This window comes from Streptomyces sp. NPDC025651 (assembly GCF_055558735.1).
The window spans coordinates 172,278-190,310 of the sequence record NZ_JBVHLZ010000009.1 but is presented as its reverse complement, the minus strand read 5'-3'; the positions used below and the strand labels follow the sequence as shown (position 1 = coordinate 190,310).

Here is an 18,033-nt window from a genome sequence, read left to right as displayed (position 1 = left end):
GCCCGGTGCCGGGGACCCTGCCGGCGATCGGAGTCGACGTGGCCTCCTCCCCGCTCCCCCACACCCTGCTCGGCGAAGGACCGCACAAGGTGATCGCGGTCCACGGCTGGTTCGCCGACCGGTCCGCGTACGCTCCGGTGCTCGCGGATCTCGACGTGGGCGCGTTCCAGTACGCGGTGGTGGATCTGCGCGGCTACGGCGAGGCCAGGGACACCGTCGGCGAGTTCACGACGGGCGAGGGCGCCGCCGACGTACTCGACCTGGCCGACCGCCTCGGCTGGGAGCGGTTCTCGCTGATCGGGCACTCCATGGGCGGCAGCGTCGCCCAGCGCGTCCTGGCCGCGGCCCCGCAGCGGGTGCGCCGCCTCGTCGGAGTCTCACCCGTGCCCGCGTCCGGGCTCCAACTACCGCCGGAGCAGTGGGAGTTGTTCGCGTCGGCGGCGCACAGCGCGGAGAACCGGCGCACCATCATCGACATCACCACGGGCGGGGTGCGGCCCCGGGCCTGGCTGGACCGGATGGTGCGGCGCTCCCTCGCCGTGAGCGACGCGAAGGCGTTCCGCGCCTGGCTCGACTCGTGGGCGGGCGAGGACTTCCACTCCGAGGTCGAAGGGTCGCCCGTGGCGGCGCTCGCCGTCACCGGCGCGCTCGATCCGGCGCTCTCCGCGGACCTGATGCGCGGCACGTGGCTGCGCTCGTATCCCCGGGGCGAACTCGCCGAGCTGCCCGGTGCCGGGCACTACGCGATGGACGAGGTGCCCCTCGAACTGATCCGTACCGTGGAGGACTTCCTGCGCGCGGACGGGGACGGGGACGCGTGACGGCTCCGCCCGACGCCGCGACCCCGCCCGTCCCCGACGTCTTCGACCCCCGCCTGTACGCGGAGGGCGTCCCCCACGAGCGCTACCGCGTCCTGCGCGACCACCACCCGGTGGCGTGGCAGGACGAGCCGGGGGTGCTCGGCTGGCCCGCGGGCCCGGGGTTCTGGGCGGTCACCCGGCACGCCGACGTGGTCCGCGTCCTGAAGGACGCGGCCACCTTCTCCTCGTACCTGGGCGCCACGCAGATCCGCGATCCCGACCCGGACGACCTGCCGTTCATCCGGCGCATGATGCTCAACCAGGACCCCGCGACCGGCTCCGGGGCCCGGCCCGGCGCGGGAGGCCTCAACGACCACGGGCGGCTGCGCAGACTGGTCAGCCGCGCGTTCACGCCGAAGCGGGTGGAGCGCTTCGAGGCGGGGGCGCGCGAGCGGGCGAGGGCGCTCCTCGCGGCGGCCGTGGCCGGGGCCCGCGCGGGCGACGGCACCTTCGACGTCGTCGGCGCCGTCACCGACGAGTACGCCCTGTGGGGCCTCGCCGACCTGCTCGGCGTACCGCCGTCCGACCGCGGCCTGCTCCTGGACTGGACGCGGCGCGTCATCGGCTACCAGGACCCCGACGAGGCGGCCCCGCCCGTGCTCGGCCCGGACGGCAGGCCCGTCAACCCCCGCTCGCCCGCGATGCTGGGCGACATGTTCGGCTACGCGCGCTCGCTGGCCGCGTACAAGCGCGAGCACCCCGGTGACGACGTCCTGACCACGCTGGCCCTCGATCCCGAACTCACCGGAGCCGAGCTGGAGATGTTCTTCTTCCTGCTCACCGTCGCGGGCAACGACACGGTGCGCAGTGCCGCGCCCGGCGGTCTGCTCGCGCTCGCGGAGCACCCGGCCGAGTACGACAGGCTGCGGCGCGGGACGGTGTCCTGGGCCAGCGCCGTGGACGAACTGCTGCGCCACCACCCGCCGGTGCTCAGCTTCCGGCGCACCGCCACGTGCGCCACCGAGCTCGCGGGGACGCGCATCGCGGCCGGGGACAAGGTCGTCGTCTTCCACGCGTCCGCCCACCGCGACGAGCGCGTCTTCGCCGACCCGCACCGTCTCGACCTGTCGCGCTCACCCAACCCCCATGTCGCGTTCGGCGAGGGCCCGCACGTCTGCCTGGGCGCGCACTTCGCCCGGCTCCAACTGCGCGTGTTCCACGAGGAGTCGGTGCGGGTCCTCCCGGAGCTGCGGCTCGCCGCGCCGCCCCGGCGGCTGGTCTCGCACTTCATCAACGGACTCAAGTCACTGCGGCTCGTCGCCCCCGCGTAGGCCCCGAGACCATCTCACCCGCGCGCGGCGGCCGAGGACGCGTACACCACGGGCCGTCAGGGTCCGGTGGCGTACGCGGCCAGGGACTCGGGCAGGGGCAGACCGATCCGGACGTGCAGGTCGTACGAGGCCCGCAGGCAGGCGTCCGCGCGCTCGCCGTGACCGGCCTCGGCCAGGGTGGTGCCGAGGTCCAGGAGCACGGAGGCCTGCAGCCGTTCGTTGCCGAGCCGCCGGGCGCCGGCCAGCGTGTGCTCCAGGTGGGCGGCGGCGCGGCCGTACCTGCCGAGCACCCGCTCGGCCTCGCCGAGCCCGTGCTCGATCAGCAGCTCCAGGTACCCCGAGCCGACCTCGCGGCAGCCGACCAGGGCCTCGGTGTAGCTGGCCACGGCCTCGGTCGTCCTGCCGAGGCGGGCGAGCAGGCGGGCGTGGTTGCCGAGGAGGTAGATGCGGATGACGGTCCAGCCGAGGGGCTTCACGCGGACCAGCGCCTCGGTGAGGGCGTCCAGGGCTTCGGGCACACGGCCGAGGGCCCGCAGCGGGTGGCAGGTGTTCTGCACCGCCTCCAGCTCGCCCCAGAGGTTGCCGCGCCGGGCGTGCACGGCGACGGCCTCCTGGAGCAGGGAGAGCATCACCTCGGGCTCGTCGGAGTGCAAAAGGCCCTCGACGTTGAGCAGTTGGCCGTAGACCGCCTCGTCGCCGGTGGCCCGGCACAGCTCAAGGGCGCGGCCCACCTCGGCGCGCCCCTGCTCCTCGGCGCCGACCTGCCAGAGCCCGCCGCCCAGCATGTAGCGGACGCGGATCTCGGCGGCCGACTCACCGCGCAGGGCGGCCTCGTCGGCGAGGGCGGCGGCAGGGCCGTTCAGCCGGGGCCACAGGAAGTCCGCCTCGCCGAACGGGTCGAGGGCGAGCAGCAGATCGGCGGCGGGCGCGATCGGCACCCCCGGGCGGCCGGCGGCTTCCCGCAACACGGCGACCACGGTGTCGAACTCGCGCCGCACCCACTCCTGCCCGTCCTTGGCATCGGCGAAGGAAACCCCGGCGGCCTTGGTGGGCGCGAGGTCCTCGGGCGTGACGGACCCGGGCCGCGCGAGCCGATAGGCACCGCGGACGACGGCGAGGCAGTAGTCGACGAGGCGCCCGACGGCCGCGTCGGCTTCGCTCACGCAACCATCGGTGACGACGGCTTCGGTCACGCCGCCATGGGTGAAGCCGCCATCGGTGACGACGGCTTCGGTCACCGGAACGGCGGCCGGAGCCGCCCCCTCGGCGCGTGGGGACTGCGCCGCCACGCCCGCCTCCTCCGCCCTCGCCCGCGCGAACAACCGCAGCAGGTCGTGGTAGCGGTAGCTGTGCGCGGTGGGCGAGTCCAGGAGGCTGGCCTCGACCAGTTCCTCCAGGAGGTCCTCCGTCTCCCGTTCGGTTCGGTCGAGTACGGCCGCCGCCATCGGCAGCGTGAACAGCGGGCCCTCGATCAGTGACGTCAGGCGGAAGGCGCGGGCGAGGCAGGGCGACAGCTGGTCGTAGCTCAGGCGGAACGTCGCCTCGACCGCCATGTCGCCGACCCTCAGCTCGGCCAGCCTGCCGCGCGCGTCGGCGAGGCGGTTCACGAGGCCCGCTATCGACCAGGAGGAGCGCCGGCCGAGCCGGGCCCCCACGATGCGCACCGCCAGGGGCAGCCGGGCGCAGGCGGCGACCAGCGCGGCGGCGGCCTCCGGCTCCGCGGCGACCCGGTCCGCGCCGACCATCCCGGCGAGGAGGGCGAGCGCCTCGGCCTCGCTGAAGACGTCCAGTTCGAAGGCGCTTGCGGACGGGAGCGGCAGCCGGGCCCTGCTGGTCACCAGGGCCGCGCAGCCCGGCGCACCCGGCAGCAGCGGCTCGACCTGCCGCTCGCTCGCGGCGTTGTCGAGGAGGACCAGGACGCGGCGCCCCGCGAGCACGGAGCGGTAGAGCGCGGCCCGTTCGTCCACGCCCTCGGGCACGGAGCCGACGCCGAGGGCGCGCAGGAAGCGGGCGAGCACCTCGGCGGGCTCGACGGGCACGGCCGACGCGCCGCCCAGGTCGACGTACAACTGCCCGTCCGGGTAGCGGTCGCGGACCCGGTGCCCGGCGTGCAGGGCGAGCACGGTCTTGCCGACCCCGCCGAGTCCGGCCATCGCGGAGACGACGATGTGCGGCGACCCGGAGTCCAGGGCCGCGAGAAGACGGTCGGACTCCGCCGTGCGGCCGGTGAAGTCGGCCGGAGGAGCGGGGAGTTGGGCGGGTGTGGGCACGCGGTAGCCCACCGGACCCGCCCCGTGGGCATGGTGCGAGCCCGCGCGCGCCGGGCCGTCCGCCCCGCCGCCACCGCCGAGCGAGGGATCGGCCCGCAGGATGCGCCGGTGCAGCTCCCGCAGCTCCGGGCCCGGCTCCACGCCGAGTTCGTCGCCGAGCACCCGCCGCGCGTCGGCGTACGCGGCCAGCGCCTCGCCCTGGCGCTCGCTGCGGTAGAGGGCCAGCATCAGCTGGGCCCGCAGCCCCTCGCGCAGCGGGTGCTCGGCGACCAGCATGGTCAGTTCGGGGACGACGCCCTCGGCCTGCCCGCCCAGGTCCAGGTCCAGGCGGACGCGGGCCTCCAGGGCGGCGAGCCGCCGTTCGGTGAGCGCGGCGCGCAGCGTGTCCGCGTACGGCCCGGGCACCCCCGCGAGCGGCTCGCCCCGCCACAGGTCGAGCGCGGCGCCGAACAGACGGCGCGCCCCGTGCGGATCGCCGTCGTGGGCCGCGCGCTCGGCCGCCTCGACGTACCCCTCGAAGACGTCCAGGTCACAGGCGCCCTCGGCGGTCCGCAGGCGGTAGCCGCCGGGCGCGGAGAGCAGGACCTCCGCGGGCGCGCGCGGCGGGCGCCCCGGCTCCAGTTTGCGGCGCAGCTGCGCGATCTGGGTCTGCAGGGTCGACAGGGCGCGCTCGGGCGCCGGGTCTCCCCAGACGCCGTCGACCAACTCGCCGACGGTGACGGCCCTGCCGCCCCTGGCCAGCAGCATCGCCAGGATCGCCCGCTGCTGCGGCGCGATGCGGATCGGCTCGCCGCCGGCGCCGAGCACCCTGACCGTCCCCAGCAGCGCGTAGCGAAGCTCGTCCCCCTGCATGGCCCTTGCGCCCTCCCATATCCCCGTCGCCGCCCACATCCCTGCCGGGCCGCCGGACCCTCACCCGTCAGGGACGTACGCACCAAATCCCCTGGTTCCGATTATCGTTGACGTGGTGGGATCACCTCATGAGCCACGCGACCAACTCCCGTACGCACATCCGCGTACCGGTCCACGTCCGCGATCTGAAACCCGCCGACCTGCCGTCCTGTTCCTGGGCCGGCTCCGCCACGCACATGGCGCACGTGAGCGGGGAGTTGGAGCGCGCCGCGGCCGGCGAGGTGGACTACCTGGCGGTGTGCGCCCCCGCCGACGTCCCGGTGGCGATCGGTGGCGTCGACTACGCCCCTCTGCCCGGCGCGGGCACGCTGTGGCAGCTCGGCGTGGCACCCGCCCTGCAGTCGTGCGGCCTGGGCACCGTCCTCATCGGCGCCTTGGAGGAGCGCGTCAGGTCCCGCGGCCTGCCCCGTGCCGAACTCGCCGTCGAGGAGCGCAATCCGCGGGCACGGGCGCTGTACGAACGCCTCGGGTACGCGGCCTACGGCAGGCGCCCCGAGTCCTGGGACCAGGAGGCGCCGGACGGTTCGCCGCGCCGGTACGAAACCATGTGCACGCTGATGCGCAAGGACCTGCCGTAAGCCCCCGCCCCCCCTTCGCAAGGACCTGCCGTAAGCCCCCGCCCCCCCCTGCACAAGGGCCTGCCGTAAGCCCCCGGCTCCCCCTGCGCACCCACCCCGGCGCGCACCCGTCCCCCCGCACGCACGCCACCTCGCCCTCAGCCCGCCGCCAGGTCACCCCGCATCGCGTCCCGCACCGCGTCCAGCTCCCGGTGGAACCGGTCGACCAGCTCCTCGTACTCCGCGGTCCCCGCCCGCACGCCGTCGGCGATCGCGTCCCGCAGGTCCCGCACCGCGCGGAAGAACCGCACCGCCGGGTCCGCGACGGCGGGCGGCGCGAGGATCTCCATCTGGTAGCGGGGCGCGTAGCACGGCGCGCACGCCTCGCGGGCCGCGCGGGCCAGGTCGGCCGGGGCGGTCGTGCAGTCGCGGGCCAGGGACCGCAGCTCGTTGCGGGCCTCGGAGACCACCGCGAGATAGGACGTGTACAGCTCCCGCCGGGTGGCGTGCCACTCCCGCGCGCTCTCCCGCCGGTCGCGCCGGCGTTCGACGAGCAGCGCGGTGCCGGTGGCGATCGCGGCGCCGACGACGGTGGCGAGCAGGGTCATCCAGTTCACGGCACCTGCCTCCCCCTGCGGCGGCGACCGCCAAACCCGCCCCGGCCTCGGCATCGGCATCGCTCCGGCCCCGACCGCTTCCGCCCGCCCCCGTCCCGGCCCCGGTCCGCTTCCGCCCGCCCCCCGTCACGCTCATCTGAGCCACCCCCCTCACCACATCACGATCAGATCTCACTCGCCTCTCGCCTCCCTCCCACCCCTTGCGTCCCTTCCGTGTAATCGTTTCCAATCCTCGTGTAATCGATTCCACGAGGAGGTGGACCGACGATGGCGCAGGGCTCCGCGAGCATCAAGGACGTCGCGGCCGAGGCCGGGGTGTCCGTCGCCACCGTGTCGCGCGTGCTCAACAGCCACCCCTCCGTCAGCCCCGCGTCCCGCGCCCGCGTGCTCGCCGCCGTGGAGGCGCTCGGCTACCGGCCCAACGCCGTCGCCCGCTCCCTGCGCACCGACCAGACCCGGACCCTCGGCCTGGTCATCAGCGACGTACTCAATCCGTACTTCACGGAGCTCGCCCGCTCCGTCGAGGAGGCGGCCCGCGCGCTCGGCTACAGCGTGATCATCGGCAACGCCGACGAGCGGCCCGAGCTGCAGGACCACCACGTACGCACGCTTTTGGACCGGCGCATCGACGGACTGCTCGTCTCCCCCACCGACGGCGGCTCCCCGCTGATGCTCGACGCCGCGCGCGCCGGCACCCCGATGGTCTTCGTGGACCGGTGGATCCCCGGCGTGGACGTCCCCGTCGTCCGCTCCGACGGGCGCGCGGCGGTGCGGGACCTCGTCGCCCACCTGCACCGCGTCGGCCACCGCAGGCTCGCCATCATCGCGGGCCCCGCCGCGACCACCACCGGCAGCGAGCGCGTCGACGCCTTCCGCGACGCGCTGCGCGAGCACGGCACCGCCCTGCCGAAGGAGTACATCGGCCAGGGCGACTTCCAGGCCGACAGCGGCCGCCGCGCCACGGAGCGTTTCCTCGCCCTGCCCGAGCCGCCCGAGGTCGTCTTCGCCGCCGACAACCTGATGGCCCTCGGCGCCCTGGACGCGATCCGCGCGCACGGCCTGCGCGTGCCGCACGACATCGGGCTCGCCGCCTTCGACGACATCCCCTGGTTCGTGCACACCGACCCGCCGGTCACCGCGATCGCCCAGCCGACCGGCGACCTCGGCAGGGCCGCCGTGCACGCGCTGATCGACCGGATCGAGGGCAGGAGCCCCCGGTCCGTGACCCTGCCCGCCCGCCTCGTCGTCCGCCGCTCCTGCGGTGAGGGCGCCGGCGAGGACACCTCCGTACGAAGGAGCAACCCGTGAGCGACCAGGACGAGTTGCTGCGCGTCGAAGGCATACGCAAGACGTTCCCCGGCGTCGTCGCGCTGGACTCCGTCGACTTCGACCTGCGGCGCGGGGAGGTGCACGTCCTGCTCGGCGAGAACGGCGCGGGCAAGAGCACCCTCATCAAGATGCTCTCCGGCGCCTACCGTCCGGACGGCGGGCGCATCCTCGTGGACGGCGACGAGGTGCGCATCCACGGCGCGCAGGACGCCGAACGGCTCGGCATCGCCACCATTTACCAGGAGTTCAACCTCGTCCCCGACCTGACCGTCGCCGAGAACATCTTCCTGGGGCGCCAGCCGCGCCGCTTCGGGATGATCGACCGGAAGACGATGGAGGCCGACGCCGAGGAGCTGCTCAAGCGGGTCGGCGTCCGGGTCTCGCCGCGCGCCAAGGTGCGCGAACTGGGCATCGCCCGGCTCCAGATGGTCGAGATCGCCAAGGCGCTGAGCCTGGAGGCCCGCGTCCTGATCATGGACGAGCCGACCGCCGTGCTCACCTCCGAGGAGGTCGACAAGCTCTTCGGGATCGTGCGTCGGCTGCGCGAGGACGGCGTCGGCGTCGTCTTCATCACCCACCACCTGGAGGAGATCGCGGCCCTCGGCGACCGCGTCACCGTCCTGCGCGACGGCCGCAGCGTCGACCAGGTGCCCGCCTCCACCGACGAGGACGAGCTCGTACGCCTCATGGTGGGCCGCAGCATCGAGCAGCAGTATCCGCGCCAACGCCCGGACACGGGCGCTCCGTTGCTGCGCGTGGACGGCCTCACCCGCGACGGCGTCTTCCACGACGTCGGCTTCGAGGTGCGGGCCGGTGAGGTCGTCGGGCTCGCGGGGCTGGTCGGCGCGGGCCGCACCGAGGTGGCGCGCGCCGTGTTCGGCGCCGATCCCTACGACGCGGGCTCCGTCGACGTGCGCGGGCAGCGGCTGCCCCGGCACGACGTGAACGCGGCGATGGGCGCGGGCATCGGCCTGGTGCCCGAGGACCGCAAGGGCCAGGGCCTCGTCCTGGACGCCTCCGTGCAGGAGAACCTCGGCCTGGTGACGCTGCGTTCGGCGACGCGTGCCGGACTCGTGGACCTCAAGGGGCAGCAGAAGGCGGCCGCGCGGATCGCCGAGCAGCTCGGCGTGCGGATGGCCGGGCTCGGCCAGCACGTGCGCACCCTGTCCGGCGGCAACCAGCAGAAGGTCGTCATCGGGAAGTGGCTGCTCGCCGACGTCAAGGTGCTCATCCTCGACGAGCCGACACGCGGCATCGACGTGGGCGCGAAGGTCGAGATCTACCAGCTGATCAACGAGCTGACGGCCGCCGGGCACGCGGTGCTGATGATCTCCAGTGATCTGCCCGAGGTGCTCGGCATGAGCGACCGCGTCCTCGTCATGGCGCAGGGCCGGATCGCCGGTGAACTCACGGCCGAAGAGGCCACCCAGGACGCGGTGATGGCGCTCGCCGTCTCCACCGCGGCAGTACGGAACGAAGAAGAGGCGGAGGGCTCCCGTGGCCACTGAAACCCTGAAGCGCGACGCGGGCGGCGCATCGGCACTCCGCCGCGTCCTGCTCGACAACGGCGCGCTGAGCGCGCTGATAGTCCTGGTCGTGGCGATGTCGCTGCTCTCCGGCGACTTCCTCACCACGCAGAACCTGCTCAACGTCGGCGTGCAGGCCGCCGTGACCGCGATCCTCGCGTTCGGCGTCACGTTCGTGATCGTCTCGGCGGGCATCGACCTGTCGGTCGGCTCGGTGGCCGCCCTCTCGGCCACCGTCCTTGCCTGGACGGCGACTTCACAGGGCCTGCCGGTCTGGCTCGCGGTCGTCCTCGCCGTCGCGACCGGCATGGCGTGCGGGTTCGTGAACGGCCTGCTCGTCTCGTACGGGAAGCTGCCCCCGTTCATCGCCACCCTCGCGATGCTGTCGGTGGCCCGCGGCCTCTCCCTGGTGATCTCGCAGGGCAGCCCGATCGCGTTCCCCGACTCCGTCTCGCACCTGGGCGACACCGTCGGCGGCTGGCTGCCGGTCCCGGTGATCGTGATGGTCGCGATGGGCCTGGTGACGGCGGTCGTCCTCGGCCGTACGTTCATCGGCCGCTCCATGTACGCGATCGGCGGCAACGAGGAGGCGGCCCGTCTCTCCGGGCTCCGCGTCAAGCGCCAGAAGCTCGTCATCTACGGGCTCTCCGGGCTCTTCGCGGCCGTCGCGGGCATCGTCCTCGCCTCCCGTCTGGTCTCCGCGCAGCCGCAGGCCGCGCAGGGGTACGAGCTCGACGCCATCGCCGCGGTCGTCATCGGCGGCGCGAGCCTGGCGGGCGGCGTCGGCAAGGCGTCCGGGACGCTCGTCGGCGCGCTGATCCTCGCGGTGCTGCGCAACGGCCTCAACCTCCTGTCCGTCTCCGCGTTCTGGCAGCAGGTCGTGATCGGCGTCGTCATCGCCCTCGCGGTCCTCCTGGACACGCTGCGCAGGCGGGCCGGTGCGGCTCCGGGGGCCTCGTCCGGCGCGTCCGGCGGTGTGCGCGGCAAGGGGCCGCAGGCGGCGAAGTACGCGGTCGCCGCCGTGGTCGTGGCGGCCGTCGTCGGCGCGGTCTCCTTCTTCGACCAGGGCTCGTCCGGCACGACCACGAAGGTCGGCATGTCGCTGTCCACCCTCAACAACCCCTTCTTCGTCCAGATGAAGGAGGGCGCGCAGGCCGAGGCCGAGAAGGCGGGCATCGACCTGACGGTGACCGACGCCCAGAACGACGCGTCCCAGCAGTCCAACCAGTTGCAGAACTTCACCGGCGAGGGCGTGAAGTCGATCATCGTCAACCCGGTGGACTCCGACGCGGCGGGCCCCGCGGTGCGGGGCGCCAACAAGTCGGACATCCCGGTGATCGCCGCGGACCGCGGCGTGAACAAGGCGGAGACCGCCACGCTCGTCGCCTCCGACAACGTCGCGGGCGGCAGGCTGGCGGCGAAGACCCTCGCCCAGAAGCTGGGCGGCAAGGGCAAGGTCGTCGTCCTCCAGGGCACGCCGGGCACCTCCGCGAGCCGCGAGCGCGGGCAGGGCTTCGCCGAGGGCATCAAGGCGTACCCCGGCATCGACGTGGTCGCCAAGCAGCCCGCGGACTTCGACCGCACCAAGGGCCTGGACGTCATGACGAACCTCCTCCAGTCCCACAAGGGCGTGAACGGCGTCTTCGCCGAGAACGACGAGATGGCGCTCGGCGCGGTCAAGGCGCTCGGCGACAAGGCCGGGAAGTCCGTCCCCGTGGTCGGCTTCGACGGGACCCCGGATGGCCTCAAGGCGGTCGAGGCGGGCACGCTGTACGCGTCGGTGGCGCAGCAGCCGAAGGAGCTCGGCAGGATCGCGGTGGAGAACGCGGTCAGGGCGGCCCAGGGCAAGAAGGTCGAGGAGACGGTGAAGGTGCCGGTGAAGGTCGTGACGTCGAAGAACGTCGCCGACTTCTCGTGACGACCGCCTCCTCGCACGCCCCGCGCGCCACCTCCTCAAGTAAGAAAGCAGGGAACACCACATGAACGAGTACGACCTCCTGGTCGTGGGCTCCGCCAACGCCGATCTGGTGGTCGGCGTGGAGCGACGCCCCGCGCCCGGCGAGACGGTCCTCGGCTCCGACCTGGCCGTCCACCCGGGCGGCAAGGGCGGCAACCAGGCGGTCGCCGCCGCCCGCCTCGGCGCCCGCACCGCGCTGCTCGCCCGGGTGGGCGACGACGCCCACGGCGCCCTCCTCCTCGACGCCCAGCGCGCGGCGGGCGTGGACACGGTCGGCGTCCTGGTGGGCGGCGCGCCCACCGGCGTCGCGCTGATCACGGTCGATCCCTCGGGCGACAACAGCATCGTGGTGTCGCCCGGCGCCAACGCCCGTCTGACGCCCGAGGACATCCGCTCGGCGGGCAGTCTGCTCGCGGCGGCGCGGGTGGTCTCCACTCAGCTGGAGATCCCGCTGGACACGGTCGCCGAGCTGGTCCGCGGGCTGCGGCCCGGCACGCGCCTCGTCCTGAACCCCTCGCCGCCGGCCCCGCTGCCCGCCGAGGTCCTCGCCGCCTGCGACCCGCTGGTGGTCAACGAGCACGAGGCCCGCGTGATCCTCGGCGACGGCGCGGGCGAGACCCCCGAGGAGTGGGCGCGCGGCCTGCTGGCGCTCGGCCCGCGCTCGGTGGTGATCACGCTGGGCGCCGAGGGCGCGCTCACCGCGCGGAACCAGGACGGGGACGGGGACGAGGACGAGAACCAGAACCAGAACCAGAACATGGTCCGGGTTCCGAGCCCGAAGGTGGACGCGGTGGACACGACGGGCGCGGGCGACGCCTTCACGGCGGCGCTCGGCTGGCGGCTCGGCCTCGGCGAGGACCTGGCGACGGCGGCGGCGTACGCGGTGCGGGTGGGGGCGGCGGCGGTCACCCGCAAGGGCGCGCAGGACTCGTACCCGACGGAGTCGGAGCTGGCCCCGGCCGCTTCGCAGGCCACGCCCTCGTGAAGCGGTCGGGCATCCTCAACCGGCATCTCGCGGGCGCCCTGGCCGAGTTGGGCCACGGCGACACCGTGCTGGTCTGCGACGCGGGGATGCCGGTCCCGGCGGGCCCGCGCGTGGTGGACCTGGCCTTCCGCGCCGGGGTCCCCTCCTTCGCGGAGGTCCTCGACGGCCTTCTCGCCGAGCTGGTGGTGGAGGGCGGCACCGCGGCGCACGAGGTGAGGGAGGCGAACCCGGCGGCGGCGGGCCTGCTGCGGGAGAGCCTGCCCGCGCTCGACCTGGTCCCGCACGAGGAACTCAAGGCCCTCTCGGCGGCGGCCCGCCTGGTGGTGCGCACGGGCGAGGCCCGTCCTTACGCGAATGTGCTGCTGCGGTGCGGGGTGTTCTTCTGAGGATGTCCGATATACGAACGCCCCAGACCGCATTGTGACCGGTTTCCGCCCTTGACGGAGGGTCGGACCACCCTGAATATCAGGCAACGCACAGCTCCAAAGGCGTCCTGCGACACCCGCGTCGCAGGGCGCCTCGCACGTTCCGTCCCTCACGCTGTTCGGAATACGGAGCCCCACATGAACCTCTTCAGACGGGCGGCCGTCGGTGCCGCCGCTCTGGCCATCGGCGGCCTGCTCGCCACCGCCACCCCCGCGGCCGCGGCCCCTTCCCCGACGCTCGCGGCCCCCGACATCCCCCTCGCCAACGTCAAGGCGCACCTCTCCCAGCTCCAGTCCATCGCCCAGGCCAACGGCGGCAACCGCGCCCACGGACGGCCCGGCTACAAGGCCTCCATCGACTACGTGAAGGGCAAGCTGGACGCGGCCGGATTCACCACCACCGTCCAGCAGTTCACGGCGAGCGGCACCACCGGCTACAACCTGATCGCGGACTGGCCGGGCGGCGACCCGAACAAGGTCCTGATGGCGGGCGCCCACCTCGACAGCGTCTCGTCGGGCCCCGGCATCAACGACAACGGCTCGGGCTCGGCCGGCGTCCTGGAGACCGCGCTCGCCGTCTCGCGCGCCCAGCTCAAGCCGACCAAGCACCTGCGGTTCGCCTGGTGGGGCGCCGAGGAGATCGGCCTCGTCGGCTCGCGCTACTACGTCAACAACCTTCCCTCCACCGAGCGTTCGAAGGTCAGCGGATATCTGAACTTCGACATGATCGGCTCGCCGAACCCCGGCTACTTCGTCTACGACGACGACCCCACCATCGAGAAGACCCTCAAGGACTACTACGCGGGTCTGAACGTCCCCACCGAGATCGACACCGACGGCGACGGCCGCTCCGACCACGCCCCGTTCAAGAACGTGGGCATCCCGGTCGGCGGTCTGTTCAGCGGCGCCGAGCGGTCCAAGACCAGCGCGCAGGCCCAGAAGTGGGGCGGCACGGCGGGCCAGTCCTTCGACCGCTGCTACCACTCGTCCTGCGACACCACGTCGAACATCAACGACACCGCCCTGGACCGCAACAGCGACGCCATCGCGCACGCGGTGTGGGCCCTCGGCACGGACACCTCCGTCCCGCCCGGTGACACGTACGAGAACACCACGGACGTCTCCGTGCCCGACAACGGCGCCGCGGTGACGTCGACGGTGAACGTGACCGGCCGCACGGGCAACGCCCCCGCCACGCTGAAGGTGGACGTCGACATCCGCCACACCTGGCGCGGCGACCTCGTCGTCGACCTGCTCGCACCCGACGGCACGGCGTACCGCCTGAAGAACTCCAGCGGCAACGACTCGGCGGACAACGTCATCGCCACGTACACGGTCGACGCGTCCAGCGAGGCGGCCAACGGGGCCTGGAAGCTGCGGGTGCAGGATGTGGCGGCGCAGGACACGGGGTACATCAACAGCTGGAAGCTGACGTTCTGACGGACGGCGCGTCCCTCCAGCGCGCCGGACTTCCCGCACGCCGGACTTCCCGCACGCCGGAGCTGACATTCCGACAGCTCCGGCTCCCCGGCCGGAACCCCGTCGCTACCATGAACGACGTGCTGTCACCTTCTGATCAGAGCCATCAACTGGCCCTCCTGTGTTCACAGTTGCCGCGGCTGCGCGCCCTGCACCGGGGCCCGGTCGGCGCGGCCAGGCGGAGGGTGATCGAGAGCGCGGTACGGGCGGCGCGGGCGGGCGAACCGGTCGGGGAGTTCCTGGCGCAGCTCGGCCTCGGCACCCGCGCCGCGGGCGAGGGACCGGACGACGACAGCGTGTCCCGGTCCCTGCCGCCCCGGGTGCCGGACGGCACCCCGCACGCCCTGCCCGGACACCACGTCTGCCCGCGGGACGTCTGCGGGCGCCAGGAACAACGCGCGGCCGGCGACGAGCGGCCGGTGTGCGACGTCTTCGACCTGACGCTGCGCTTCGTCGCCGGCCCCTGAGCGGCCGCCCGTGTTCACCGGACTCGTCACCGACTTCGGCCGCCGCCTCGCCGACCGCTGGGCCACCACGCTGGTCATGCCCGGCCTCGTGTTCACCGCGGTCGCCGCCGCCGCGCTGACCCTGCGCCAGCGCCACTGGTCCGATCTGGCCCTGCTGCGGGCCGAGTGGGACAAGCTGAGCGCTGCGGGATCCGGCTCGACGCGGACCGCGGTGCTGCTCCTCGTGGTCCTCGCCGCCTCCTTCGCCGCCGGACTGCTCGCCGAGGGGCTCGCGGGGCCGTACGAACGCATGGCGATCGGCCGCTGGCCCCGGCCGCTGAACCGCCTGGCCCGGGCGCTCACCGAGCGGCGCCGCGCGGCCTGGCGGGAGCGGGACGAGGCCTGCCTGAGCGCCCGCACGGAGCTGGCGCGGGCCCGGGCGGACAGCGCCGCGGACACCCCCGAAGGGCGGGCGTACGCCGCTGAACTCGGCGCCCGGCTCGGGACCCTGGAGGCCGACCGCAACCAGCTGTCCCTCGGCCCGCCGCACGCCCCGACCTGGACCGGCGACCGCGTGAACGCCCCGGCCGACCGCGTCCGCCGCGAGTACCGCCTCGAACTCGCCGACGCCTGGCCCCGGTTGTGGCTGCTGCTCCCCGACACCACACGCGCGCCCCTCACCGAGTCGCGGCAGCGCTTCGACGAGGCGATGCGCCTCGGCGGCTGGTCGGCCCTCCATCTCCTGCTCGGCGCGGTCTGGTGGCCCGCCGCCGTGGCCGGGGCCGGTGCGGGGCTCGTGGCGTGGCGGCGCGGGCGCGAACGGGCCGAAGAGTACGCGGAGCTCGTCGAGTCGGCGGTCGACGTCCATCTCCAGGAGCTCTTCGAGCAGTTCGACGAGGAGACCAGACCCATCAGGCCGAGCCTCGGCGCGGCCCTCACGGAGCGGTTCCGCAAGGGAGCGGGGCCGCGGCACCACTGACCACCGGACCCGCACGGAACACGGGGTGCTTCGAGGATGACGGAACCACACGCCTTGCACACGGGCGGGGAACCCGCGGGCGGGCGGTCGGCGGCCGAACGCGAGCGGCTGCTGCGGGCGGTGCGGGCCCGCGTCGACGCGGTGGGCGGGCCCGCGGGCAACGCCCATCTGCACACCGAGGAGGCGGGGCGGGACGCGGAGCTGCGGCTGCGCCACCTGGTCATGGTCGTCGACGAGGCCGGTCTCGCCGACGAGGGCGGCCACCCGGACGGCACCGGCGAAAGCGCCGCCGGGACCGCCCGCACGAGCACCGCGAGCGGCCGCCCGGACGGCACCACGAGAAGCGGCCCCCCGGACAGTTCCACCGCGGCCACCGCGGCCGCCCGCACCCCCGCCCACGGCGTCGACCCCGAAGTGGCTTACGCCTTGGGCGTGTTGTACCTGTGCCGCGCCGACGACCGCCCCACCGCCCCCGCCACCGAGCACGAGGCGCGGCTCGCCCTCCTGCTGCTCGCCCCCTTCTACTTCCACCCGCCGGGCCGGCCCGACGTCCTGCCCCCGCCCCTGCGCGCCGGACTCGACCACATCCTCGGCCCCGAGGGCCTGCGTCCCACCGACCCCGAACAGGCGGCCCAGGCGCACGCCGAGTCCCTCGCCAACCTCGGGATGCTCCTCCTGGAACTCGCCGTCACGCTGGAGTACCCGGCCGCCGCCCGCGCATCGGCCGACATCCTGCGCGGCGCCCTGCCGCACCTGGCGGCCGAGGGACCGGACCGCGCGGTGGCCGGCTGCAACCTCGGCTACGCGCTGCTCATCGGTGGCCCCGGCCCCGACCGGGAGCCCTCCCCCGAGCAGTCCGCCGAGGCCGTCTGCGTCCTGCGCGCCGCGTTCGCGGCGACGCCCCGCGCACACCCCGACCACGCCCGGTGCGCCAACGGACTCGGCCTCGCCCTGCTCACCGCCGCCGCGCACGCCAAGGACCGCACCCGGTTCCCGGAAGCCGCCGCGATGTTCCGCATCGCCACCCGGACGGCCACCGACATCGACGACAACGTCCCGCAGATGTACGCGGACCTCGGCTACGCCCTGACCTCGTACGCCAAGTCCGCCGACGACGGCTGGGAGTTGGACCCCGCGTCGCGCGAGGAGGCCGTCCAGGCGCTGCGCCGCTCGCTGGAACTCACCCCGGACGACGACCACGAGACGCTGCGCGTACGCCTGGACCGGCTCGCCGACGCCGTACTGACCGGCGCCACGCCGAAGAACCGCCCCGAGGCCGCCGCCCGCGCCGAGGAGGCCGTCGAACCGCTCCGGCGCCTGCACACCCTCACCCCGTCCCACCACCCGGACCACGCGGGCGTGACGCTGCGCCTGGCGGTGATCCTGGTGGGGGCGATGCGCCCGCAGGAGGCCTTGGACCTGCTCACCCGCAGCGCGGCCGCCTTCGACGGCGACGCCGAGCGGACGCGGACCGTGGAGGCCGTGATGTTCCGGGCCGCGGTGCTCAAGGGCGAGCTCGCCTCCCGCTCCGGCCTGACGCCCGAGCAGGAGGAGGACCAGCGGGCCATCGACGAGATGCTGCGCCCCGCACTCTCCGGGGAGCGTGCCGACCACCCGCTGGCCGCCGTGACGAAGCTGCTCGGCTTCGGTCCGCGCGCCGACGGGAGCCGCGACGCGGAGCTCACCGGGTTCGGCGATCTGATCCTGGGCTACGGCGACCGAACCGGCGCGGCCGACGTCATGGCCAAGGCCACCGAACTGGAGGCCAGACGCATCGCCCGGCTGCCCGACGAGCAGCGCTCCGCCGCGCTCGCCGCGTTCCTGGACGGCGAGGCCGACCCGTCGGACGCCCCGCCCGAGCACCCTGTGGACACCGGCGCCCTCGACGAACTCCTGGACGTCCACGACCGGTTGAGGCCCCGCATCCCCGCCGGCTGCCGGGAACACCGCTTCCTGCGCGACATGCGCGGCATGCTGCTCGTACTGAAGGCCATGCACACCCCGGGCGACCAGAAGACGCGGCTGCGGGCGATGCGGGAGGCCCTGCCGCTGATGCGGGAGTCGATGGAGACGATGCCCGCCCTCCTCCAGGAGATCGGGGTCACGCCCGAACTGTTCGGCGCGCACACCGCGTTGGCATACGCGGACGAGTCACCGTTCGACCGCTTCGACGCGCCGGAGCGAGCGGTGAAGGGCTGCCGCCGCTCCGTCGCCGAGCTGGCCCCCGGCTCGCCGGAGCACACCGAGGCCCGCGCCTGCCTGGCCATGAGCCTGTTCACGCGCCACACCCGCTGTTCCACCGCACCCTGGCGCCCGCGATGCCGGCCGCGCGCCCGCTGCCCGCCGCGCTCGCCCTGCACCGCACGGTGAGCGCGCTGCGCCACAGCCACCGGGACCGGCCCTGGACGTGGTCGAGCCTG

Annotated in this window: 14 protein-coding genes; 12 read left to right on the top strand and 2 right to left on the bottom strand. The window is 74.1% G+C overall.

Annotated elements, in window-relative coordinates; all coding sequences use genetic code 11:
- The first annotated feature begins 38 nt into the window (after positions 1–38).
- Both ACZ4D5_RS29610 and ACZ4D5_RS29605 read left to right on the top strand, forming a co-directional pair.
- Positions 39–821: an alpha/beta fold hydrolase gene (locus ACZ4D5_RS29610; RefSeq protein WP_467775498.1), complete on the top strand. Its 783-nt coding sequence runs from the start codon at positions 39–41 to the stop codon at positions 819–821.
- Positions 818–2,131: a cytochrome P450 gene (locus ACZ4D5_RS29605; RefSeq protein WP_467775497.1), complete on the top strand. Its 1,314-nt coding sequence runs from the start codon at positions 818–820 to the stop codon at positions 2,129–2,131. Before ACZ4D5_RS29610 ends, ACZ4D5_RS29605 begins: the two co-directional genes overlap by 4 nt.
- Positions 2,132–2,187: 56 nt before the next feature.
- On the opposite strand, the gene ACZ4D5_RS29600 is transcribed toward ACZ4D5_RS29605, so the two are convergent.
- Positions 2,188–5,253, bottom strand: coding sequence for an AfsR/SARP family transcriptional regulator (locus ACZ4D5_RS29600; protein WP_467775496.1), 3,066 nt, complete (start codon positions 5,251–5,253; stop codon positions 2,188–2,190).
- 128 nt (positions 5,254–5,381) lie between these two features.
- Here ACZ4D5_RS29600 and ACZ4D5_RS29595 point away from each other — a divergent pair, with 128 nt between their 5' ends.
- Positions 5,382–5,891, top strand: a complete 510-nt coding sequence (locus ACZ4D5_RS29595) for a GNAT family N-acetyltransferase (RefSeq protein WP_467775495.1) — start codon at positions 5,382–5,384, stop codon at positions 5,889–5,891.
- A gap of 137 nt (positions 5,892–6,028) precedes the next feature.
- Here ACZ4D5_RS29595 and ACZ4D5_RS29590 read toward each other — a convergent pair whose 3' ends face one another.
- Entirely contained in the window at positions 6,029–6,487 is a 459-nt protein-coding gene (locus tag ACZ4D5_RS29590; protein WP_467775494.1) for a hypothetical protein, read from the bottom strand.
- Between the two features lie 267 nt (positions 6,488–6,754).
- Between ACZ4D5_RS29590 and ACZ4D5_RS29585 the strand changes: the two genes are divergently transcribed.
- From ACZ4D5_RS29585 to ACZ4D5_RS29545, 9 genes are all read left to right on the top strand, one after another.
- On the top strand, positions 6,755–7,795 hold the full coding sequence (locus tag ACZ4D5_RS29585; RefSeq protein ID WP_467775493.1) for a LacI family DNA-binding transcriptional regulator: 1,041 nt from the start codon (positions 6,755–6,757) through the stop codon (positions 7,793–7,795).
- On the top strand, positions 7,792–9,324 hold the full coding sequence (locus ACZ4D5_RS29580; RefSeq protein WP_467775492.1) for a sugar ABC transporter ATP-binding protein: 1,533 nt from the start codon (positions 7,792–7,794) through the stop codon (positions 9,322–9,324). Before ACZ4D5_RS29585 ends, ACZ4D5_RS29580 begins: the two co-directional genes overlap by 4 nt.
- Positions 9,314–11,260: an ABC transporter permease/substrate-binding protein gene (locus ACZ4D5_RS29575; RefSeq protein WP_467775491.1), complete on the top strand. Its 1,947-nt coding sequence runs from the start codon at positions 9,314–9,316 to the stop codon at positions 11,258–11,260. Before ACZ4D5_RS29580 ends, ACZ4D5_RS29575 begins: the two co-directional genes overlap by 11 nt.
- A gap of 61 nt (positions 11,261–11,321) precedes the next feature.
- Entirely contained in the window at positions 11,322–12,284 is a 963-nt protein-coding gene (locus ACZ4D5_RS29570) for a ribokinase (RefSeq protein ID WP_467775490.1), read from the top strand.
- Complete coding sequence (rbsD, locus tag ACZ4D5_RS29565; protein ID WP_467775489.1) at positions 12,281–12,670, top strand: D-ribose pyranase; 390 nt, start codon at positions 12,281–12,283, stop codon at positions 12,668–12,670. The genes ACZ4D5_RS29570 and rbsD overlap by 4 nt, the downstream gene beginning before the upstream one ends.
- Positions 12,671–12,847: 177 nt before the next feature.
- Positions 12,848–14,149, top strand: a complete 1,302-nt coding sequence (locus tag ACZ4D5_RS29560) for a M28 family metallopeptidase (protein ID WP_467775488.1) — start codon at positions 12,848–12,850, stop codon at positions 14,147–14,149.
- A 119-nt stretch (positions 14,150–14,268) separates the two neighbouring features.
- Positions 14,269–14,655, top strand: a complete 387-nt coding sequence (locus tag ACZ4D5_RS29555) for a hypothetical protein (RefSeq protein ID WP_467775487.1) — start codon at positions 14,269–14,271, stop codon at positions 14,653–14,655.
- 10 nt (positions 14,656–14,665) lie between these two features.
- The gene (locus ACZ4D5_RS29550; RefSeq protein WP_467775486.1) at positions 14,666–15,613 is read left to right on the top strand and encodes a hypothetical protein; all 948 of its coding nucleotides are present in this window, start codon (positions 14,666–14,668) and stop codon (positions 15,611–15,613) included.
- Positions 15,614–15,649: 36 nt separating this feature from the next.
- Positions 15,650–17,983, top strand: coding sequence for a hypothetical protein (locus tag ACZ4D5_RS29545; protein ID WP_467775485.1), 2,334 nt, complete (start codon positions 15,650–15,652; stop codon positions 17,981–17,983).
- Positions 17,984–18,033 lie beyond the last annotated feature (50 nt).